Source organism: Chitinophaga polysaccharea, from assembly GCF_007829335.1.
Taxonomy (GTDB): domain Bacteria; phylum Bacteroidota; class Bacteroidia; order Chitinophagales; family Chitinophagaceae; genus Chitinophaga; species Chitinophaga polysaccharea_B.
This window is the reverse complement of sequence record NZ_VIWO01000005.1, coordinates 201,375-223,872: the sequence shown is the minus strand read 5'-3', so window position 1 is coordinate 223,872 and position 22,498 is coordinate 201,375. Positions and strand designations below refer to the sequence as shown.

General features: G+C 48.7%; 15 protein-coding genes. 12 read left to right on the top strand and 3 right to left on the bottom strand.

Translation table 11 applies throughout. The features are described from left to right. Positions 1-68 precede the first annotated feature (68 nt). Positions 69-956, top strand: coding sequence for an NAD(P)-dependent oxidoreductase (locus tag FHW36_RS17835; RefSeq protein WP_145670931.1), 888 nt, complete (start codon positions 69-71; stop codon positions 954-956). Here the strand turns inward: FHW36_RS17835 and FHW36_RS17830 are convergent. Beyond that, positions 953-1,345, bottom strand: a complete 393-nt coding sequence (locus FHW36_RS17830) for a winged helix-turn-helix transcriptional regulator (RefSeq protein ID WP_145670930.1) — start codon at positions 1,343-1,345, stop codon at positions 953-955. The genes FHW36_RS17835 and FHW36_RS17830 overlap by 4 nt on opposite strands. Before the next feature lie 136 nt (positions 1,346-1,481). On the opposite strand from FHW36_RS17830, the gene FHW36_RS17825 reads away from it, so the two are divergent. The 4 genes from FHW36_RS17825 (at position 1,482) to FHW36_RS17810 (ending at position 5,812) form a co-directional block, all read left to right on the top strand. Then, complete coding sequence (locus FHW36_RS17825) at positions 1,482-1,871, top strand: DoxX family protein (protein ID WP_145670929.1); 390 nt, start codon at positions 1,482-1,484, stop codon at positions 1,869-1,871. A gap of 194 nt (positions 1,872-2,065) precedes the next feature. Beyond that, entirely contained in the window at positions 2,066-2,569 is a 504-nt protein-coding gene (locus FHW36_RS17820; RefSeq protein ID WP_145670928.1) for a hypothetical protein, read from the top strand. A 13-nt stretch (positions 2,570-2,582) separates the two neighbouring features. Then, positions 2,583-3,932: a hypothetical protein gene (locus FHW36_RS17815; RefSeq protein WP_145670927.1), complete on the top strand. Its 1,350-nt coding sequence runs from the start codon at positions 2,583-2,585 to the stop codon at positions 3,930-3,932. 20 nt (positions 3,933-3,952) lie between these two features. Beyond that, positions 3,953-5,812 (top strand): WG repeat-containing protein, encoded by a 1,860-nt coding sequence (locus FHW36_RS17810; protein WP_145670926.1) that lies wholly within the window; start codon positions 3,953-3,955, stop codon positions 5,810-5,812. Positions 5,813-5,826: 14 nt separating this feature from the next. Here FHW36_RS17810 and FHW36_RS17805 read toward each other — a convergent pair whose 3' ends face one another. Together FHW36_RS17805 and FHW36_RS17800 are read right to left on the bottom strand one after the other, a co-directional pair. Continuing rightward, a complete protein-coding gene (locus FHW36_RS17805) occupies positions 5,827-7,242 on the bottom strand; it encodes an AAA family ATPase (protein ID WP_145670925.1) in 1,416 nt (471 codons plus the stop codon). A gap of 181 nt (positions 7,243-7,423) precedes the next feature. Further along, complete coding sequence (locus tag FHW36_RS17800) at positions 7,424-9,334, bottom strand: SPFH domain-containing protein (protein WP_145670924.1); 1,911 nt, start codon at positions 9,332-9,334, stop codon at positions 7,424-7,426. A 432-nt stretch (positions 9,335-9,766) separates the two neighbouring features. Between FHW36_RS17800 and FHW36_RS17795 the strand changes: the two genes are divergently transcribed. From FHW36_RS17795 to FHW36_RS17765, 7 genes are all read left to right on the top strand, one after another. Then, positions 9,767-10,645: an ROK family protein gene (locus FHW36_RS17795; RefSeq protein WP_145670923.1), complete on the top strand. Its 879-nt coding sequence runs from the start codon at positions 9,767-9,769 to the stop codon at positions 10,643-10,645. A gap of 145 nt (positions 10,646-10,790) precedes the next feature. Further along, entirely contained in the window at positions 10,791-11,405 is a 615-nt protein-coding gene (locus FHW36_RS17790) for an RNA polymerase sigma factor (protein ID WP_145670922.1), read from the top strand. Positions 11,406-11,468: 63 nt separating this feature from the next. Beyond that, positions 11,469-12,587, top strand: a complete 1,119-nt coding sequence (locus FHW36_RS17785; RefSeq protein ID WP_145670921.1) for a FecR family protein — start codon at positions 11,469-11,471, stop codon at positions 12,585-12,587. Positions 12,588-12,705: 118 nt separating this feature from the next. Then, the gene (locus FHW36_RS17780) at positions 12,706-15,984 is read left to right on the top strand and encodes a TonB-dependent receptor (RefSeq protein WP_145670920.1); all 3,279 of its coding nucleotides are present in this window, start codon (positions 12,706-12,708) and stop codon (positions 15,982-15,984) included. An 18-nt stretch (positions 15,985-16,002) separates the two neighbouring features. Continuing rightward, positions 16,003-17,601 (top strand): RagB/SusD family nutrient uptake outer membrane protein, encoded by a 1,599-nt coding sequence (locus tag FHW36_RS17775; RefSeq protein WP_145670919.1) that lies wholly within the window; start codon positions 16,003-16,005, stop codon positions 17,599-17,601. Between the two features lie 203 nt (positions 17,602-17,804). Further along, complete coding sequence (locus FHW36_RS17770) at positions 17,805-19,082, top strand: Gfo/Idh/MocA family oxidoreductase (protein ID WP_145670918.1); 1,278 nt, start codon at positions 17,805-17,807, stop codon at positions 19,080-19,082. Positions 19,083-19,116: 34 nt separating this feature from the next. Beyond that, entirely contained in the window at positions 19,117-22,473 is a 3,357-nt protein-coding gene (locus FHW36_RS17765) for a family 16 glycoside hydrolase (RefSeq protein WP_222429112.1), read from the top strand. Positions 22,474-22,498: the final 25 nt, after the last annotated feature.

The following is a 22,498-nucleotide window of genomic DNA, read 5'->3' as shown; positions in this document are numbered from 1 at the left end:
ATAAATGTGTTTTCCATAAGTTCGCCTGAAACACTAGATTTGAGCAGTAAACTTTTAATTGGAATCATATGGAAACCATTGGATTTATAGGAACCGGTCATTTGGGCTACCCCATTGCAGAAAACCTGGTAAGGGCAGGATACAAAGTGAAAATTTACAATCGTACCCGTGAAAAGGCGTTGCCGCTGGAACAGCTGGGCGCGGTGCTGGTGGATACAGCGGCAGCAGCTGCTGAGAAAGGAGGTGTGGTATTGAGCCTGGTAGCGGATGATGCCGCACTGGAAGCGATATCTACAGATGCTTTGCTGGAGGTGCTGGGCCCCGGAGGTATCCACGTGTCAATGAGTACGGTGTCGCCCGATACTTCTACTGCCTTATCATTGCGTCACCAGGCGCAGGGCGTACAGTTTGTTACGGCGCCGGTATTTGCCCGTCCCGATGCAGCAGCAGCTAAGTTGGGGAATGCCGTGATTTCGGGTCCGGCAGCGGCAAAGGAGCGGATAAAACCCTTGCTGTTGGCAGGATTTGCCAAGAATATTTTTGATTTGGGAGAAGATGCAGGCAGTGCCAATGTGTTGAAGCTGATCGGCAACTTTATGATTGCCGCTTCTATTGAGCTGATGGCAGAAGCATTTGCGCTGGCGGAAAAAAATAAGGTAGATCCGAAGGTGGCTTATGAAATGCTGACCACTACTTTGTTTGCGGGTCCTGTGTTCCGCAATTATGGCGCCATGGTGATAGACCGGAAATTCACGGGCAGCCCTTCCTTTGGCGCCGCCCTGGGTTTGAAAGATATGGACCTGGTATTGCAAACGGCGCGGCGCTCGTATACGCCGATGCCAATGGCGCAATTGGTACAGTCGAGGCTTACCACCATCCTGGCAAAAGATGTGCATGATGCAGACTGGACATCGCTGGCCATGGGAGCGCTGGACGATGCCGGCCTGACGTATTAACCTTTATCCACCATAACCTGCGTTTCTTTTTTGCGGGTTGTGGTGGCCTTTTTATGTGCCACGCCCCAGTCAGACATATGTTGTAATAGCGCTTCCATACTCCATCCCAGCGGGGTTAGCTCATACTCTACGCGGGGAGGCACTTCGGGATATATAATCCGTTTTACCAGGTCGTCGTTTTCCAGCTCTCTTAACTGCAGTACCAACACCCGTTCAGAAATACCGGATATTGATTTCTTTAGTTCGTTATAGCGCATCTTACCATCGAGCAGGCGCCAAAGTATGGTAGGCTTCCACCGTCCACCGATCAGTGACAGGGTATAGGCGGTGCCGCAATCGCCTCTTAACTGTCTTTCATTGATAGCATTGGAAGAGTTTTCTTTTCGCATACAATCATTTTTCTTTCCGTCGGTAAAGATACGGAAAGCCCTGCTATAGTACAGGAAACCACTATCCTTTGGGTAAGTCTCTTTCCCGGCAACCAGAATACCACTAGGTTTGTTATATTATTAAAATTTATTTACTATGAAAATAGTTCCATTGCTGGGCCGTATACTGTTTGCCCTCATTTTTGTTATGTCCGGGCTTAACCATGTGATGGGAGCCGGCGCCGACTATGCAGCGGCGGCCGGTGTGCCCGCCGCCCGCATTATGGTACCTTTTGCCGGTTTGCTTGCTTTATTGGGGGGATTCAGCATACTGCTGGGCTACAAGGTAAAATATGGCGCCTGGCTGATTGTTATTTTCCTGGTGCCGGTAAGTATTGCCTTACATAACTTCTGGTCTGTTACCGATCCCATGCAAAAACAAATGCAGATGGCCATGTTTATGAAAAATGTGGCGATACTGGGAGGCGCCTTGTTGCTGGCCTATTTCGGGCCGGGGCCTTATAGCCTGGATAAGCCAAAAGTATAATAGAGGCACGCAAAGGAGCAAAGAAGCAAAGTTTTTTATTTTCCTTTGCTTCTTTGCTCCTTCGCGTGCCATCGCGAATGTTTGTTTTCCCCCCGCATATATAAACCTATAACCTGCATATACGCTACCGGCAGAGCCGGATCGGTTATTTTTCTTTACTTTCAGGCTTTTATAACCCGATCACCACTACGAATATGAAAAGAAGCCTGTTGTACTGTTTGTTGCTGAGTACTTTGTGGGCCTGTAACCGTCCCGCATCCAAAAAGCCATCCGACATCATTCAAATCAATGCCATCACGCGTGAGAGCGATTTGCTGGCAGATTATCCCACCCTTCATTTTATCCGGAATGGAATTAGTGGATACGAATATAATGATGAGCGATATATGCAGTTAATGGGGATGCCGGTGGCAGGGATGTCTATTGCTATAGATGAAGATAAGTTGCACCTGAAGCGCATATCCGTAGAATTATTTAAAAACAAACAGGATGCCGTTAACCTCAAAGAAAAGCTCACTGCCTTGTATGGTAAGCCCGGCGCCGATTCTACGGGAGAATTTTACGCCAGTGGAGAGAACGACCTGTTGGTCTGGAAAAATCAGCAGCAATTAATTGGCCTGTCTCTCCCTAAAAATATGAATACTGTTGCTGAAATCACCGAGGCCCCCACCTTTCAGATCTTCTTTACTCAACCCTAAGCACCTACTCATTATGAATAAATTATATATTGGCATTGTTTTGTTGTATGCCTTGTTGATGGCCAGCTGTGGCCATTCGTCGTTGACGGCCATTGAAAACATCCATCACCGGCAGCAGCTCGACTCCCTGGTGGCCACGTTGCCAAAAAAACAGGTGCGGGTAGACTCTGTACCGGTTCACATACTGGTGATGCACCTGGAAGGCGATTTTACCTACTATGGTCAGCCTGTAAAAGAAGTACAGGTGGAAATGAAAGAAGAGGTGATCGTCCGCATTTCCTTTCATACAGAGAAAGGCGCCCTGGAAGTGCTTAATGGCCTGGAGTCGGCATTCGGCACCGGGTTGAAAGAGAGTTCCGGTCCCGATCTGAGCTGGAAAACGGTAGAAAAGAACATCATTTTTAACGTTAGTGATTATAAAGGTAACCTGCTGACTCTTGGCAATAAAGAAAAGTCGTACATCACCCTGTATTTTAATCAACCGGTCAACAACAAAGTGACCAGCGCCTACGCTACGGTTCCCGGCACCAGTGCCGGCGACAACTACCGGCTGGAGGTAGATAACAGTGAGTGCGGGTACCGCGTGTATGTAAACGGTTTTTTAGCGCTTACCCACCTGAGTGCGAATACCCTGGGCGTTACAGCAGATATTAATGCCTACCTGCAGAAAGGCAGCAAACAAACGCTAACGGTAGAACTATTGCCGGGTGTTGATTTCGACGGGCATCCACGAACACGGCTGCACCAGGAGTCGGTGGTAACAGTAGCTGTACATAAATGGAGCGATCAGTCCTGCTTTTCACCGGTTATATTGCAGTTTCAGACCCCCAACGCCGATACGATGATCCAGCTGGAGCCGCATTATTACAAAGCGATCCGGGCATCGCGGTTTGCGGGGCAGCCTTCCGCCACGGTTAATCAAACCTTTACAACCACCGTACAAGCCTTTGAGCTGCCGGCTTATGCTACTGCCACCGACATCCGTAAAATACCAGATGCCAAAGAACGTGTGCTGGCGCATTACCGGAAATTACAGACAGCATACCAAAATAAAGATACCCAACAACTCGCCAGCCTGCTATTCCCGCTGGAACAAAACAAGGCCATGGCCTGGCACCTGTATAAGCCTACCGACGGACAAGCCCAATGGAAAAATATCACAGACCTGGCCCATATAACGGACACGGTTACACTGGCTGAAAATACCAGTCTGTATATTACGCCGGACGGCCGTTTTGCCAAATTGATTGTAGACGGTAGAGACGATCCGGCCTGCTATATAGAAGATGCCAACAAGGTGTATCCGCTGGATTATTATGTGAGCATCGACAAAAATAATGAACCCCATTTTGTGGTGGAGTAATCACTGATCAACGAATTTTTATGCAATATTTGAAGCGCATTAGTTGTGTAACCTTTGCGATGGTACTATTGGCCGCCTGTAAGGTGAAAACGGAACCTTCTGAAGAATTGAAGGCATTTGTAAAACAGTTTGACGGGAAAACGCTGGCAGCGGCCAAAGAAGAACTGCAGAAAGAAAGTGAAAGAATAGATCACTTTATTAAGTTCATGTCGCGCATGGGAGAAGATAAAGAGAATGGCTATACGGGAAAAGAAGATACGGTGGCTCCCTACCAGTTAAAACCGGTAGAGGCTTTTACGTCAGGGTATGCCGCCTACCTGGAGGGGTTGGGGTTAACGCAGGAAGTAAGGTATCCTAATAGTATGCTGGAAGCCAATAACGCCATGCGTGATAATGATAACTACGACCTGGAAGCGCCCGATGTTATAGCGGAGAAAATATTTTTTGCAGATGGCACCACCAAATCCGAATCGTATACGCTGGACGGCTCCACGCCTATACCATCTCCCAAAACTATCGACAGCGCACTGGCCACGGTTAGCTACAGTTATCCCGTTAAAATGACGGTGCTTAAGTTGGATAAATCCCATTCCACGGCTACTTTCAAAGGCGCTACTATTAAGATTGATGAGATGAAGGATAACCAGTTAAGGTTACTGATGGGAGATAGCGCCTACAAAAACTACCTCTATATAGAAGCATTTAACCAGGATGGCAAACCATTGGATTACATCAGCAGGAACAACAGCAGCGGGCATGATCCGGACGATATGACCAAGCTACTGAAAACCTACAATAATATCTTACAGCAACTGGTGAAGAAAATAGACAACGGACGTTTTAAAGATATCCATGCACTGCAGGAAGCCATGCTGGATGAGATGCCCGGAGGGACGCCTTTTGACGCCGGCAGGGGAGGATATACGCAAGGATATTATAAAGGCAAAGTAGCAGGAGTGAGGGTGTATATGGCAGAAACCCGCGTAGAAGTGAAAAAGAAGATGATGCTGAAAAATCTTTCTCCTAATTATGCCGGTCTCTATTTGGTAAAAGATGCGAAAAGCGATCAGTATGGCTTTATGGATGCCAGTGGTAAGTTTGTAATACCGCCTACCCATAAGGAAATGACCGCTATCAATCCCTTCTTTTTTTCCAGTTCAGACTATGATGGTTACTATTATTACCGCCTGGATACTGCTACCCGTCAACTGGTGAAGCTGGACCTCGTAGCAAAGGAATTTTCACCACAACTGGCCATGGTAATGAAGAACGAAGAAGGAGGAGGGAAAGGATTAATGGATGGCAATGGGAAATTGGTGATCCCGATGGTTTATGATGATATCATGAAAGATGGAAAGGAACCGGTATTATATGCCAATAAATCAGAGCCAGACGGTCCCCTGCAGGGCATCTGTTCTTTGTATGATTACCAGGGGCAGTTGTTGACGCCTACATCTTATTATACGAATGGCAATACCTATAGCGACGGACTATTGCTGGTATATGATAAAACCAACCATTATTATTTCCTGGACAATAAAGGAAAGAAGGTGATTGATCTGAAGGGATACCAGGATGTAGCGCCTTTTGCAGATGGTTTCGCCAAAGTAAGAAACACGCACTTTGATTTTGGCTTTATCAATACCCACGGGCAGGCTGTCATTCCCTGTATGTATGCCACTGCGCGGCCGTTTAACGAAGGCGTTACCCTGGTCACCAAAAAGGTAAATGGCGATACGGAGGTAGGATTGATCAATACAAAGAACGAGGTGGTCGTACCTTTTAGTGCAGCATCTTACGACATCGACGGCAAGGGAGCGAAGATGGTATATACCATTGGCGAAAAGAAGTATAATGCAAAGGGGGGATTAATGCCGTAATGGCGGAGAGAATTTTATTTAAATAGCTCTTCCATCGTTACTTCATGATGCACCAACGTGTTTTTATATTGGTTATCCTTTACGCCATAGGTGGTAATCATTGTTAAAAACAACGTTTTTCTTGTTCGGGTTTCCTCCCGGAAGTTAGTGAGTTTGCGTTGTAGCTCCGCTGCATATGATTTCTCGATAATAAATGCGGTATTTGAAAATTTCATTTCGCAAATGTTAATGCAGTCGTCCTGGCGATCGAGTAATAGGTCTATCTGTGCTGCTTTAGATCGCCAGGCCGATTCTTCCGTGTAAACACCGGCAATACCTAATGCTTGCTTGATTTGAGGGGCGTGTTTCAGGCAGATATTTTCAAAAGCCATACCACTCCAGCTTTTCCAGGAGGGGGAGGCCGCTCGCCTGATCCAGGTTCCAGGCCCTGTTGCCCGGGCATGCTCAATAAATTTGAGATAAAACAGGCTGTATTCATCAGACAGTTTATAGATTAGATCCTTGGCATTTTTGCCAAATGGGAGATAGGTAGCTGTAAATCCCGATTGTACAAGTTCTTCCAGCAATTTGGTGGTAGTCCCGCCACTCAGTAGTCCCGCTTCGTGTATAATCTCATTGCGTGTGAGTCCGGATGGTTTAGCGGCAAGCGCTTTTACCACAGCAATATGGCGATCTGCCATTTCAAAGAGAGAGTTATACAGGTTGGTAAATTCACCTACAAGCAGACCATCCTTTGTAAAGCACAGGCGATCGATTGCCTGGGTAGCACTTTCTCCTTTCCTGATTTCCTTTAAATAGTGGGGGATACCGCCAAGTGCCATATAAACCTGGAGTGTTTGGTAATGGTCCAGGTTTACAGAACGGCTTTTCAGATAGGCTGCTGTTTCCTGTAAGTTGAAAGGAAGGAGGCGAATTCTCCTGGTGATGCGGTTATGTAATCCTCCTTTGTTGTTTACCACCCGCTGGATCATCCAGGAAGCCGCTGAGCCACAGATAGCCACCACAAGATTTGCCTGCCTGGAACCCCAGGAATTCCAGAAATATTCAAATGCAGGAAGGAAGCCAGATTTAGCAGCACTTAGCCATGGAAATTCGTCAAAGAAGATAACCGCCTTCTTTTTTTTAAGTTGTGGAGCAAGTAGCTGAATTAATAACAAAAAGGCTTCTGTCCAGCTCTGTGGTATAGCAGGAAGAAGCGGCGTATTTAGTGTCAGGGCGATAGCGTTACGGAAATTTTCGAGTTGTTGCTTTGTCGAAGAACCATGTACGCCGGAGAATTCATATACCATTTGATCCTGGTATACTTGTCGCACCAGGAATGTTTTACCAACCCGTCTCCGCCCATATACGGCTACCAGCTCGGCTTCCGTGGAAGAAAGCGTTTCCAGCAGTATTTTTTTTTCGTGCTCCCTGCCAATTAGTTTTTCCATCGCTGCAGTTTTTAAAGTATAGTTTTGGCTGGCTATCCAAATCGATACGCAGCCAAAACATGGTAAATATACATAGTTTTGGCTGGATATCCAAATAGATACGCAGCCAAAAACTATATAAAACGCCCCCAAAGTATTGCACTTATGGAGGCGTTTTCTGAGGTTGCTACAGTACAATGGATTATTCGGCCTTCTTATCTTCTTCTTTCTTTTTACCGATATCTTCCAGCAGTTTCAGGCCAAGGAGTCCACTGATAGGGCCGTTGGCGCCATCGCCGCCGCCGATGAGTACATCCGGCATGATACGGATTTGTTGTGCGCCGATAGCTTCCATTACTTTCAGTTGGGTAAAGTTGTTGCCGCCCATGGCTTCCACGGCCAGTTTATAGGATTCGGCGCTTGACTGACCGATGGCCAGGATCTTTTCTGCTTCTGCCTTACCGGTGAGGGCAATTTTTTCAGCGTCGGCTTTGGCGATCCATTCGGTACGTTCTGCTTCTGCTTTGGCGAGCAGCCGCACTTTTTCCGCTTCACCGGCAGCAAGTAATTTCATACGATCGCTTTCGGCGTTGGCCTGCAAACGTACGCTGTTGGCGTCACCGGTGGCTTTCTTCACAGAGGCGTCGGCTGTTCTTTCAGCAATCCATACGCCCTGGTCGGCTTTTACGATTTCCTTCTGCATTTCAGCGATGGCTGTTTCTTTTTCCAGCTTTTGACGGGTTTCCTGTGCCAGGCGTTCCGTATCGTAGGTGATTTTTTGTTCCTCCGCAATTTTACGGTCGGTGAGTGTTTTCATCAGGGTTTCCGGTGGTACAATGTCCCCGATGAGGGTGTCTACGCCAAACACATTGTATTGATCCAATACATGGCCAATATGTTCTTTGGCGGCGGTTTGCCTTTCTTTACGGCTGGTCAGGAAGCTGATCACATCGGAGCCCTGGGCGGAGTTACGGAAATAGTTACCGATCGTAGGTTCAAGTACCTGGGTAACCAGATTGCTCATATTACCGAAGCGGGCTATTACTTTAGGTGCCTCGGTAGTAGGGATGTGGATGATTTGTGATACATCGAGGTTAAAGGTAAAACCGTCGCGGCTTCTTACTGTAATGGTAGAGAGGTTTTTATCCAGCTGGTGTGCTTCGCTTCTGGCGGTGGCCCAGTTAAGTACCAGGTTGGTGGTAGGTACCAGCTCTACTTTCATGATATAGGGATTAACAGGATATTTACCGGGGCCTAATGGTTCGGCCCATACGCCTTTACTGCCTTTGGCTACGATGTTGCCATGTTTGAATTCGGCGCCGCTGATATCCACTCCGTCATTACCCACGAAGGAGATGACCACGCCTACGTGCCCGATGGCGATTTCCGTCATCTTTACCATTTCAAGTTTAGCAAACCAGGGGTTGATAAAGTAGGAGCCGGCCAGTATTACCTGTTCCTGGAGACCTTTATAACCGCCTTTGTCGAGGAATGCATCCACATCCTGGAAGTTGTTGTGGTTGTCGATCGTTTTACCGGCGATGGAGCCGGTTTCGATGGCCTTACCTTCCAGGGTAGTCACAATACCTACTGCATTGTCGGGGATGGTGGACATGTCGGTGATTTCGATGTCGAACAGGAGGGTGTTGATACGATAAGAACCGGGCGTGATGATCGCCGTTTGCCGTCCTTTCCGGCCGCCGTTGCGCAGGAAGGCTTCGGCATCCTGGAAGGCGTCGCAGGCCACTTTTCGGGCCAGGATGGCGCCAGTTTCCAGTTCCCCGCCGTCTTTTGCCAGCACCAGTCCGATTTTACCGGTGGGGATGATGGTAAAGGGCTGGAAGGCAACGCTGTACTGCCAGGCCCATTTGCCGAAGTATACGCCGGGAGCTAGGGTTTGCGCCTGAAAGCCGGCTTCTCCGTTGGTGGCCAGGATACGGCCTTCGGGCAGTTCCTGTTTACCCATGAGCACAAATTTTTTGGTGACCAGGCCGATGCGGTCTTCCGGTACAATTACTACGCCAAAGCATATACGAAGAATAATCTTGTACAGTAACAGGCATAACAGGGGCAGGCCGATGAGCAATGCCCATCTGAGAATTGGATTTTCCATTGTTGTTGGGTGTTGTTAATGAATGTTGATGAGATATAGTGATGATTACCTGCACGGGCATACGGCTAACAGACGTGTCAGTTCGATAGAGAAGCCGGGCATGTTTGAATTATAAAACTGGGGGAGAAGTGTTAAAGTTAGTAGCGATGTAGGCTGTTAACATATTACTGCCGGAGCAATGATCAGATTCCATTGTGAAATGAATTACGATGTAAAAGTGATAATAATTTTTCATCTGTCAAAATATTTTACAACAGATTTCTTTCGAAAAACAGGTTCGTTTTTTTGATTTCTGGAAAAACGCCCTATATTTAGAGCCAATTTGACCTTTTTTCATCTTGCTAAAACGATTTTTCTGAGCGAATCAACCAAAATATGTTTTATATTTGTCTAGCTTAAACGATTTAGCAACCACTCTATCTTACAACTTTTATGAAGCATTCCACGGCGTTAGGAATTGATATTGGCGGCTCTCATATTACCGCAGCATTGGTAGATCTGGAAACAAGATCTATCATAGAAGGTTCGTGGAACCGCACCCGTGTTAATTCACATGGGGAAGCAGCCGATATAATCGCAGCATGGGCCACAGTGATCAATGAAGTATTCAGTCATGCTCCCGCAGGGGTAAAGCATATCGGCATTGGTATGCCAGGCCCTTTCGACTATGAGCAAGGTATCAGCCTGATGAAAGGGCAGGATAAATTTGATGCGTTGTATCAGCTTAATATAAAGCAACTGCTGGCAGCGCAGCTGGACATCCTGCCGGAACAGATACGTTTTATCAACGATGCCGGCTGCTTTTTACAGGGCGAAGTATTCAGCGGCGCCGGAAGAAACTATCAACGGGGCATTGGATTGACCCTCGGCACCGGCCTGGGTTCTGCCTGGTACCACGACGGGGTGGCTAAAGACGCCAACCGCTGGTGTACACCCTTTAAAGATGGCATAGCGGAAGACTACCTGTCGACCCGCTGGTTTGTAAAACGCTACCAGGAAATCAGTGGTGAAACAGTAGCCGACGTAAAAGCACTGGTAGCACGTATGCCAGCTGATAGCAGGATCCAGGAACTGTTCAATGAGTTTGCAGTCAACCTGGCTGTCGTACTCGCTGATTTTGTCAGAGACGAACAACCTGAAGTGATTGTCGTTGGCGGCAACATTGCCAACGCATCCGATCTTTTCTTCCCGCTCCTGAAAGCACAACTGCAACAGCAACAGATTACCATCCCTGTCGTAAAAGCTACGTTGGGCGAGGCTGCCGCATTGATTGGTGCTGCCAGCCTATGGCATGAGTTGGAGAAAGCATAAGGCAAAAAGCAGAAAGTAAAAAGCTATTGTGGAGGATCATCTTGGCGAATATTTAAAAATCGCACAGGTCATCTTCCACAATAGCTTTTTGCTTTCTGCTTTCCGCTTTTTACTCTATCTTGGGTGACGTCTAAATAGCAACTGTTTGAAAGACCGCGTAATGGAAACAGATAATGTTTTGTGGGATAATATCATACTGGGCGATCAGGAAGCCTATAGAGAATTATATGATACATCTGCGGATATGCTTTTCCGGTACGGATTACGCTACGTACAGGATACCGCGCTGATCAAGGATTGTATCCAGGATCTCTTCCTGGACCTGTACCACTACCGGCGTAATCTTTCTCCCAAAGTAAATATCCGCTTTTACCTGTTACGGTCTTTCCGGCGTAAAATTCACCTGGCGGTAAAGAAATATGCCATCGCCAACCGGCTGGAAACAGCTGACTACTTTTCCATCACCTATGAGCCGGATGTAGAGCAGCAGCGCATTGCGGCCGAGCAACAGCAGGAAATGCTGCGTATCCTTACCCGGGAGCTCAACGACCTTCCCGCCCGGCAAAAAGAGGTGTTGTTCCTTAAATTCAACTGCGAGTTATCCTACGAAGAAGTAGCCGGTATTATGAAAATCAGTGTACCTACCTGCCGCACCCTGGCCTATCGCGCTTTCCGGCAACTACGATCCAGCATGGAGAAAGTGCCGGTGCTGCCGCTCCTAATTTTATTGATGTCCTGGCTATCTCAAAAAAATAATTAAAAAAAATTGTGCTCAGGAGTCTATACCTGATCAGTAGATCACTCTTTATTGGAAAGATGTTGCATGAAGCGCGGAAAAAAGTATCCGACCCTGGAAGATATATTGGGAAATGACCGCACACCGGAAGACGCTGCCCTGCAGGCTTTGGCCGGATCGGTGGAACGGGTGATCCGGAATGCCGGGAACGAAACATGGGACCCGGCCGACAAAGCCGCGCTCTGGGAAGAGATTGCGCCGGGATTGGTGCCGCAACCGGTCCGCTACCGGTACCTGTACCTCAAAGTGGCCGCGGCCATACTGGTATTACTGGCGGTGGGACGCTGGTATTTCCTGCCCCGGCAGAACGACTTATTGCGCTTTGCCCGACAGCTGCCCCATGACCATCCCCTTACGGATACGCGCCTCCTGGTAGGGCAACACCAGGCAGTAGTGGTGAAAGGAAAGAATGCTGCCCTGGTATACGCCGGCGGAGGAACAGGTGTTACCATTAACAAAGACACGCTCAGCATTGCCGCCGCCACTTACAATACCCTCATGGTGCCCTATGGCCGCCGTGCCCGCGTGCAGCTGGAAGATGGCAGCGTGGTGCAGCTGAATGCCGGCTCCCGCCTGGTATATCCTGCCGCCTTTAAAAATGGAAAAAGAGAAGTGTACCTGGAAGGAGAGGCCTTCTTTGACATCGCGCCCAATTCACAGTCGCCATTTTTCGTATATGCGTCAGGTTTAGTCACCGAGGTGCTGGGCACCACCTTTAATATCAGTGCCTATCCCGATGATACCCGGCAAAGCCTTGTGCTGGCATCGGGGAGTGTGCGCCTGCATGTGCCCGGGCACGGCTTTTCCCGGGAGCGGTCACAGCTGCTGCAACCAGCCGATATGGCTTCTGTTGATGCCAAAGATGGCGACTTGCAGATGAGCCGGGTAAACGTAGCTTCCTATACTGCGTGGAAAGATGGCCGCCTGCTCTTTTTCAATACGCCTCTGAAAGATATCCTGAAAAAATTAACGCGATACTATAATATAGAGCTAGACCTGGCCTCCACAAAACCTGGATTGGAAACCTGTTCCGGCGACCTGGACCTGGAAGATAACCTTGATAACGTGCTAGAAGTAATCTGCGCCACCAACTCCCTGCGCTATGAGCGATATGGACAGCGCATCGTATTAACAGAGAAAGAGTAGAAAACCAAAATATGACCAAAAAAAACCGGAAGATGGTGGAACATCTTCCGGTGGCGCCGCCCTACGGGGGTAGGGTAGCGTATGTCTTTTTATTAACCAAAAAAACTAACGTGAAGTTATGAAAAAAATCTATGCGCAATGGCGTGTCCCGCCAGGCAGTACTTTTGCCACCAAACTAGTGAAAACAATGAAACTAACCGCACTCCTGTTATTCACCGCCATGATGGGAATTGCTGCCACCGGGAGGTCGCAGGACAACCATCTTACTATCCGGTTAAGCCAGGGCAGCCTGCCGCAGTTATTTAGCCAGATCCAGTCCCAAAGCACCTGGCGCATTTTCTACAAAGATGAATTGGTGAATAAAGAACAACCGATCACCCTTGAATTGCGCGATAAAAAATTAACAGAAGTACTGGACCAGGCACTGGCCAATACCGCCCTTAGCTACCGGATTGTGCGCAACCAGGTAGCCATCATTCCCCGGGAAAAAGGAAAGCGCACAGATAAAATCAACGGCATTTCCACGGAAGAAGACAGTACCTACCTTATACGTGGCCGCGTATACGATAACCACGAACCCCCACAGGCATTGCCGGGGGTAACCATCCGCGTGAAAGATAATAACAACATCGGCACCACTTCAGATGTAGACGGCTACTTCACCTTAAGGGCTAAGAAAAATGCGGTGATCGTTTTTACCCAAATGGGATACCTTCCTGAAGAGCATACGGTGATCCGCAGCCACAACGCGCTGAATATCTCCCTGAAAGAAAAAGTAGCAGCCCTGGATGAAGTTGTGGTAGTAGGACTTTCTGAGCAACAGAAAAAACATATCGCCAGCTCCATCAGCTCCGTAAACATTGCCCAGCAAACCAATGGCAAGCCTATCACTGCGTTGTCGCAGGCGCTGCAGGGTGGCGTTACCGGATTACAGGTAAGCCAGAGTTCCGGCCTGCCCGGTGGTGATGCCGCCGTTATTAAAATACGGGGCCTCAGCACCCTCAGCCCCGACCGCGCTAATCCACTCGTATTGGTGGATGGCGTACCTATGGACATGAACTATATTGACCCCGTAACCGTGGAAAGCGTGACCATATTAAAAGACGCTGCCGCCGCCGCCGTATATGGCGCCCGTGGCGCCAATGGCGTAATATTGGTGACCACCAAGCGCGGCGTAGCCGGTAGAGTGGCTGTTACCTATGATGGCTACTACGGCGTACAAACGCCCTCTACTATGCCTAAACTGGTAGAAGCGCCGGAGTATATGCGCATGTTTAATGAAGCACAGGTAAATGCCGGTAATCAACCGTTTTATTCGGATGATGATATTAAGCATACCGAAGCCGGCGATGACCCTATCAAATACCCTAATACCAACTGGCAAAAGGAAATTATTAACCCCGCAGCCGCCATCACCAGCCATTCGCTGGGTATCAGCGGCGGTAACAGCCTGGCACGTTTCGCACTTACCGCCAACTACCAGTTCCAGGATGGCATGATTCCACTGAATCATTCCAACAAGTATAATGTGCGCGCCAACACCTCTATCACCCTCAGCAAGAAGTTTTTGGTGTACATGGACATGCTGGCCATTAAGCGAAATACGTTCTATCCTAACCGCCCCAATGGTAACAGCGGTAACCGTATCCTGGAAGATATTTTCCGGGTACCACCTACTATTTTGCCCAAATACCCGGAAAAAGATGGCGCGCCTACCATGTATGGCCGTTATGTAGATATTGTAAACCCTGTGGCTTATGCGGAACATGGAGGAAAAAGTACCAATGAATACGGACAGTCCAGTATCAACCTGCAACCGAAGTGGGAAGTATTACCAGGACTGAATTTGCGGGGACAATTTAGTTTTCGCTTAAACAGCGACGTGACCCGCAATACCAGGGATAACTATTATTTCTTCGACTATTTCAGCGGACAACTGGTGCAAACCTGGGGCGTAAGCCGGTCCGCCAGCTTCGACAGAACAACGTATTACTACGCCGGCGTTACCGCAGACTACACCTACGATTTGAAAGATCATCACTTTTATGTGATGGGGGGCTACTCACAGGAAGAAAATAACAGCAGCTACTGGGAAGTAAGATCACTCTTGTCTTTTTATGGTAAGCTGAATTATTCCTATAAGGATAAATACCTGCTGGAAGGCGCGATCCGCACTGATGGCTCCTCCCGTTTTGGGCCGGGACATAAGTTTGGTACTTTCCCTTCAGTAGCACTGGGATGGAATGTACACAAGGAGAATTTTATGCAGTCGCTGCGGGCCATTAACAGCCTGAAACTGCGCGCTTCCTATGGACGACTGGGAAATGAAAATGTCGACCTGTATCAGTATCAAAGCATGATCAGTGCCAACGATGGCGTAGAGTCGGTATTTGGGAACCCTGATATAACCTGGGAAACAGTAGACATGCTAGACCTGGGCGTAGATATGAGCCTGTTTAAAGGGAAGCTCGAATTCACCTTCGACTATTACGATAAAAGAACCAATGGTATTATCCTCAACCCACCCGTATCTTATGTAGGCGGAATGGGTACCACGCCTATCAATGCCGGTAAACTGCGGAACAAAGGAATTGAGCTATCGCTCAATTACAATAGCAACATTGGAAAAAATGTCACCCTGTCGGTAAGGCCCGGCATTTCCTATAACAACAACGAATTACTGTCTTTACGTGGCGGACCCTATATCAGCGGTGGTACGATCCATAAAGAAGGGTACGCACTGGGAAGCCTATACGGATATAAGACCAACGGGTTATTACAGGCAGGCGATTTTAAAGCAGATGGTACGCCGCTGGTACCCATTATTGCCAACGAGAAACCCGGCGACATCCACTATGTAGACGTGAATGGTGACAACGTGATTGATGGAAAAGACCAGACCGTAATAGGTAATCCTACTCCTAAAGTCGATTACTTCGCCAATATCCGGCTGACGTATAAAAAATGGGAACTGGAAATGTTATTGCAGGGCGTGAGTAAAGATGATGCCATCTTAGCCGGTATGCTGGCCTATCCATTGGATATGTCGTTCGACGGTGGCGTGCCTACCCGTTATTATGCTGATAACTACTGGACGCCGCAACGTACCGATGCCCGTTTCCCAAGGTTAACAACTTCTCCCAGTATTAATAAATTAAACTCCGATTTCTGGATACAGAATGGCGCTTACGCACGCATAAAATATATACAGCTGGGCTACAACTTCAACAGTGAACGTTTAAAACGTGTAGGTATTAACGGTGCACGGATATATGTAAATGCGCAAAACCCATTTGTATTCACGTCTATGAAGCTGGTAGACCCGGAAAGCCAGGGCAACCAGTGGACATATGGTATCATGAAAATGTATACAGCAGGGGTAAGTATCCAACTTTAATGATTAAAATATTGCACGATGAAATCCAGATATAGCATTCTCTTTATAATGAGCCTGGCGTTGTTATCTTTCCCGGGCTGTAAAAAATTTTTGACGCATGACAGTCCCTCTGGCGTAACAGATGCCGTATGGTGGAAAACAGAAGGCCATGCCTACAGTGCGCTCGGATCTATTTATGCGGGTGTACCCGCAGGATCAACGGGCCGTAATGTGATGTTCTGGTCGGGCCTGAGCGATGAAGCCGTATGCCGGGGTGACTTCCGTGGTAACTATGATATCTATACGAGGGGTTTGCAAAATCCTACCTGGGATGTAGCGGAGTGGATCTGGAGAGATGATTATATAGATATCCGCCGTGCCTGTCGTTTCCTTGAAAACGTGGATAAGTGTTTCATGGACGATCAGCTGCGTACCCGTATGAAATATGAGGCCCGTGCCTTACGTGCTTACTATCATATGGAGATCATGCTTTTCTTCGGGGATATTCCTATTGTGACACAGTCGCTGACACCGGCTACCAACCACCTGAAAAGAGACCCGGTAGATAAAGTATATGCTTTTATTTTAAGCGAGCTGCAGGCCTGTGCCGAAAACCTGCCTAAGGAATACGACAGCGATGAAACCTGGCGTATTTCTGCCGGCGCCTGTAATGCGATGATCGTGCGCCTGGCATTGTTTTTCCATCACTACGATATAGCAAGGGATGCTGCTGCCAAAGTAATAGGTACAGGCGTTTACCAATTGTATCGCAGCGAAAAACCGAACGTAAACAATTATGCGGAGTTGTTTAGCTATACGGGTAAGCTGAATAAGGAAAGGATCTTTTTTACGCAGGGAGGGTGTAATAACGCCTGGACTACCTTCGCGCCTTATGGTATTGGCGGCGAAACCTATGTATCGCCTACGTCGCTGGTGGTCGACAATTTTGAAACCAAACAAGGTAAAACCCCGGCGGAGCTGGGTGCAGATTCCCTGGCCATTTACCGTAAAAATCCTAACTACAACAATAACCGTGATCCACGATTGGTGGCTTCGGTATTATACCCCGGAGAATCGTTTATAGATGCGGGTTATATCTTACAACCTTTCGATAATGCTACCAATAATACTGATAAAATAGGTGTACAGAAATCTACCGCCACCGGGTATTGGATACGGAAGTACCTGGATGCCCGCGACCGGCAGAGCAGGACGGGGTCACTCGATTTTATGATTATCCGGTATAGCGAAGTATTGTTGTCGTATGTAGAGGCGCTGATAGAGCTGGGTGATTGGAAGAACCCGGCTGTGGCACTTTACCTCAATGACATCCGTAACCGGGCAGGGATGCCGCCGGTGGATATGCAGCGGTATAACAGCCAGGAGTTGCTGCGGCAGCTGGTGCGCCGGGAACGGCAGTCCGAGCTGGCTTTTGAAGGGCAGCGTTATTTTGATATCCGTCGCTGGGGCATTGTAAAAGCGGTAATGAACGGACAGGTATTTGGTGCTACCAATCCGCAGACCGGCGTACAGGTAAAGGTACAGGACCGTGCATATACCGATCGCGATTACCTGTGGCCGATACCGGAGAAGGAGACTTTGTCTAACCCCGAAATGGTACAGAACCCGGGCTATTAATGATATGCGGATTTTTTACCGCTTATCATTTTTTCCAGGAGGAACACTTGCTTTTCACACCGTTAGATTATATCTTACCTGTCAGACAGACCAAGATCTACCTTGATAGTGAAAATATTATCATACGGTGTGAAAATACAGTGAACAGCTATAGTAACGTGATAACTTTAATACAAGCATACAGCATTCAATCAAACTGAAATATGGCGAAACAAAACAGTGACTCAAGGCGGGCATTTCTCAAAAATTCCCTGGGAGCGCTTGCTGCATTTACAATTGTACCCAGGCATGTGCTGGGGCGTGGTTACCTGGCGCCGAGCGACCAGCTGACCAAAGCTGTGATAGGCACCGGTAGCATGGGCCGCGGCCACTTTGGCTATGCGGGCACCCGTGTGGTAGCCCTTTGTGATGTAGATAGCAGTCATTTGAAACTGGCGGTAGACCAGCTGGGAGAAAAAGGAAAGGGAGTGAAAACCTTTTCTGATTACCGTGAAGTGATTACCCTGCCGGAAGTAGACATCGTGCACGTAGCCACGCCTCCGCATTGGCATGGTATCATTGCAGCGGATGCTGCCCGGGCCGGAAAAGATATCTGGTGTGAAAAACCTATGACGGCTACTATTGGAGAAGGAAAACGCCTGGTGGAAGCGGTGCAGCAGCACGGCAGGATTTTCCGCCTGAACACCTGGTTCCGCTTTGAAGACAGATTTTATGGAATGGGAACTACCGTAAAGCCTATCAAAAAACTGGTGGACAGTGGCTTACTCGGATGGCCATTGAAAGTGACCGTGAGTAAGCATACCGGCTTTGACTGGAAGTTTTACTGGATCGGTAAAACCAACCTGGAGGCCATGCCGGTGCCTAAAGAACTGAACTATGATATGTGGCTGGGCCCTGCGCCTTATCGTCCTTACAACCCGCATCGGGTACACCAGACCTTCCGTGGTTACTGGGATTATGATGGTGGTGGTTTGGGAGATATGGGGCAGCATTACCTGGATCCTATCCAATACTTCCTGGGGAAAGATGATACCAGTCCGGTGAGTGTAGAAGTAGATGCACCACAGCAACATCCTGATGCGGTAGGTACCTGGAGAAGAATTACATACACATATGCCGACGGTTGCCAGATCATCCTGGATGGCGATGGCGCCGATGAAAAGGCAGCTTATATAGAAGGCCCCAAAGGAAAGCTGTACCCGGGTTTCCGTTCAGATATACCTGACCTGGAAAAGAAACTGGCCGCCTTCCCTGATCCGGCTCCTCAGCAAATAGATTTTGTAGACGCCGTGAAAAGACGTCGCAAATTTGCCTTGAACGAGGAAAATGGTCACCGTTCCGCTACCCTGGTCAACATGGGTAAGATTGCATTACGCCTCAACCGTTCATTGAAATTTGACCCCGTGAAACAGGAATTTATCGATGATGCCGGCGCCAATGCCCTCATCTATCAGCCAATGCGCGGGCCATGGACCATCTAAAACAGCCGGAATCAGCACAAACAAGTAAACAATTATGAAAAAGATATTACACTTACTCATTGCATTACTGGTTGGCGGGAGTAGCCTGGTATCCGCACAGGGACCATCAGATCAGCGTGCTTTTCACACCAAGGTGGCCGATGTACTGGCGTTGATGCCATCACCGGGCCGGGCGCAGTTTAATGCCAATATGGAAGCGATTGCGGCCCTGGGAGAAGAAGGTCTCAGCACCATTGCCGGTATGCTGGCCGCTCCTGGAAAAGGCGATAACACGCAGCTGGAATATGCCATTTCCGGTTACTGTTACTATGTAACCCAGCCCGGAAAAGAAACTGCCCGTAAACAGGCAGCAGCAGCGCTTTGTAAGTCACTGGGCAAAGCGCAGGATCCGGAAAATAAAATGTTTCTCCTTACCCAGTTACAAACAGTAGGAGATAATGATGCCGTAAGCACTTTACAAGGCTACCTGGCCGATGAACGGCTTTGTGACCCTGCTGCACGCGCGCTGGTGAAAATCAATACACCGGATGCACAACAGGCGTTGTTGCAGGCACTGAAGAGCGCTTCCGGTGATCGTCGTATTACACTCACAGAAGCGTTGGGCGATAGCCGTTATACTGGCGCCGCCGCCGCTATTGCGCCGCTGGCCACTGATAGCGACAAACGCCTTGCGAAAGTAGCGTTGTATGCACTGGCCCAGATCGGCGCTCCGGCTTCTGCACCCATACTGGCTGCGGCTGCAGCAAAAAGCGGGTATGGATACGATATAACAGATGCTACTGCTTCTTACCTGTATTACGCCGCTTCGCTGACAGATAAATCAGCCGCAGAAAAGATTGCAGAAAATATCTTTAAACAGGCAAAAACAGATGCACAGGTACCTACCCGTACCGCCGCGTTGAAGCTACTCACCGCCATCCGTGGCGATAAAAGCCTGCCGCTGCTGCTGGCAGCTGCCAATGATAAAAACCGCGCTTACCGCGATGCTGCCCTGAAATTTGCGGGTCAGTACGGCCTGGCTGGCAATCCACTGTGGCTGAAAAAGCTTTCTGGCGCCGATAATGGGGATAAAGCTGCTGTAGTAGGTATGTTGGGAGATAATAAAGTAACCGGCGCCTTAACGGCTATCCAGTCATTGCTGGGTAGCAAAGACCAGGGCGTAAAGCTGGCCGCCATCACCGCTGCCGGTAAAATTGGCGGCAGCAGTGCATTACCAGCCCTGCTCGCTGCTATGAAAACAGGAGATGCTACTACCGTAGATGCAGTGAAAAATGTATTGTTCACTATTCCGGGCGATGAAGTAGCCGCCCAGTCCGGCGCCGCGCTTTCCACGATGCCTGCCGGTGCGCAAACCGCTTTGCTCGCAGTATTGGCTGCACGTAAGGCCGACAGCCGGGTAGGTGACGTGTTGCCGCTCACCAGCAGCAGTAATTCGGGTACTCGCAGCGCAGCCATCAGCGCGCTGAAAGACGTAGCCACCCAGGCGAACTTACCCGCGTTGTTTTCCCTGTTGAATAATGCCGGCAACGCCGAAGATATCAGTAATCTCCAGGCAGCCATCATCAACACCGGTGCAGGCAGTGCCGCGATACAGGCACAAATGAAACAAGGCAGTGCAGACCAGCAGGCACGTTACCTGCCGGTACTGGCAGGTATTGGTGAAACCAGCGCTTTGTCTACTGTATTAAACGCCTTTAATAACGGTGACGCAGCTACGAAAAAAGCAGCCGTAGCGGCATTGTCTTCCTGGAAGAATGCCGCGGCAGCACCTGCCTTATTACAGATTGCGCGTGATAATGCGGCTTACCGCGATGACGCCGTAACCGGCTACATCGCACTTACCCGTAGGTCCGGTTTTCCGGCAGATCAACGTTTGCTGATGTACCGCAACGCCATGGAGCTGGCCACCACGCCTGCTTTACAGCAGAAAGTACTGGAAGGCATAGAACAGTGCAAAACACTGCCTGCGTTACTGTTTGCCGGTAACTATCTCGACAATGCTTCATTGCAACAGGCCGCCGCTAATGCCGTGATGAATATTGCCCTGGCAGATAAGAGCTACAACGGTGCTACTGTGCGCAGCTTGCTGGAAAAAACTTCCCAGGTGCTGAAAGGACAGGATGCTGACTACCAGCGCCAGTCGATCCGCAAATACCTGGCAGAAATGCCTGCCGGCGAAGGTTTCGTTCCCCTCTTCAATGGGAAAGACCTGAGCGGCTGGAAAGGATTGGTAGAAAACCCGATTGCCCGTGGTAAAATGGACGCCAAAACTCTGGCTAAAGCTCAAGAGAAAGCAGATGATAACATGCGCAAGGGCTGGTCGGTGAAAGACGGCCTGCTTGTGTTCAACGGTCATGGCGATAACCTGTGTACCGATAAGCAATACGGGGATTTTGAAATGTTGGTAGACTGGAAGATCACCGCACAGGGCGACGCCGGTATTTACCTGCGTGGCTCTCCGCAGGTACAGATCTGGGATACTTCCCGCGTAGATGTAGGTGCCCAGGTGGGTTCCGGTGGCCTTTACAACAACCAGCAGCATGAAAGCAAGCCACTGGCACTGGCAGATAACGCGATCGGTGAATGGAATCACTTCCGTATCATCATGAAAGGCGATCGTGTAACGGTATACCTCAATGGTCAGCTGGTAACAGATAATACGATCCTGGAAAACTATTGGGACCGTGGTTTACCTATCTTCCCCGAAGAGCAGATAGAACTGCAGGCACATGGTACTTATGTAGCTTACCGCGATCTGTATATCAAAGAGCTGCCGCGACCTAAGCCATATGTGCTGAGCGATGAAGAAAAGAAAGCAGGCTACAAACTATTGTTCGATGGTACCAACATGCACGAGTGGGTGGGTAACACGAAAGACTATGTGATACAAGACGGGAACCTGGTAATCGATCCTTCTAACGGCGGTCATGGTAACCTGTATACAAAAGATGAATACAAAAATTTCTCTTTCCGTTTTGAATTCCAGCTTACGCCCGGCGCTAACAACGGTTTAGGCGTACGTGCACCACTGGAAGGCGATGCCGCCTATGTAGGCATGGAATTACAGATCCTCGACAACGAAGCAGATGTATATAAAAACCTGAACGTATACCAGTATCATGGTTCTGTTTATGGCGTTATTCCTGCTAAGCGCGGTTTCCTGAAACCGGTAGGAGAGTGGAACGTCGAAGAAGCGATTGTAGATGGCACACATATCAAGGTAATCCTGAATGGTACCGTGATCCTGGATGGTGATATTGCCGATGCCCGTAAAAACGGTACGCTGGATCATAAAGACCACCCGGGTCTGAAGAATGAAACCGGTCATATCGGTTTCCTGGGACACGGATCTACCGTGCGTTTCCGGCATATGCGAGTGAAGACACTGTAAGAAAAAGTTATCATGAGGAAAGCCG

What these genes read in the sequence shown, in the direction of transcription:
- FHW36_RS17825 (WP_145670929.1), top strand. Translation starts at nt 1,482, where the DNA reads ATGAAAATAGTTCCATTGCTGGGCCGTATACTGTTTGCCCTCATTTTT.
- FHW36_RS17835 (WP_145670931.1), top strand. Translation starts at nt 69, where the DNA reads ATGGAAACCATTGGATTTATAGGAACCGGTCATTTGGGCTACCCCATT.
- FHW36_RS17770 (WP_145670918.1), top strand. Translation starts at nt 17,805, where the DNA reads ATGGCGAAACAAAACAGTGACTCAAGGCGGGCATTTCTCAAAAATTCC.
- FHW36_RS17820 (WP_145670928.1), top strand. Translation starts at nt 2,066, where the DNA reads ATGAAAAGAAGCCTGTTGTACTGTTTGTTGCTGAGTACTTTGTGGGCC.
- FHW36_RS17775 (WP_145670919.1), top strand. Translation starts at nt 16,003, where the DNA reads ATGAAATCCAGATATAGCATTCTCTTTATAATGAGCCTGGCGTTGTTA.
- FHW36_RS17765 (WP_222429112.1), top strand. Translation starts at nt 19,117, where the DNA reads ATGAAAAAGATATTACACTTACTCATTGCATTACTGGTTGGCGGGAGT.
- FHW36_RS17810 (WP_145670926.1), top strand. Translation starts at nt 3,953, where the DNA reads ATGCAATATTTGAAGCGCATTAGTTGTGTAACCTTTGCGATGGTACTA.
- FHW36_RS17815 (WP_145670927.1), top strand. Translation starts at nt 2,583, where the DNA reads ATGAATAAATTATATATTGGCATTGTTTTGTTGTATGCCTTGTTGATG.
- FHW36_RS17805 (WP_145670925.1), bottom strand. Translation starts at nt 7,242, where the DNA reads ATGGAAAAACTAATTGGCAGGGAGCACGAAAAAAAAATACTGCTGGAA.
- FHW36_RS17795 (WP_145670923.1), top strand. Translation starts at nt 9,767, where the DNA reads ATGAAGCATTCCACGGCGTTAGGAATTGATATTGGCGGCTCTCATATT.
- FHW36_RS17780 (WP_145670920.1), top strand. Translation starts at nt 12,706, where the DNA reads ATGAAAAAAATCTATGCGCAATGGCGTGTCCCGCCAGGCAGTACTTTT.
- FHW36_RS17800 (WP_145670924.1), bottom strand. Translation starts at nt 9,334, where the DNA reads ATGGAAAATCCAATTCTCAGATGGGCATTGCTCATCGGCCTGCCCCTG.
- FHW36_RS17830 (WP_145670930.1), bottom strand. Translation starts at nt 1,345, where the DNA reads ATGCGAAAAGAAAACTCTTCCAATGCTATCAATGAAAGACAGTTAAGA.
- FHW36_RS17785 (WP_145670921.1), top strand. Translation starts at nt 11,469, where the DNA reads ATGAAGCGCGGAAAAAAGTATCCGACCCTGGAAGATATATTGGGAAAT.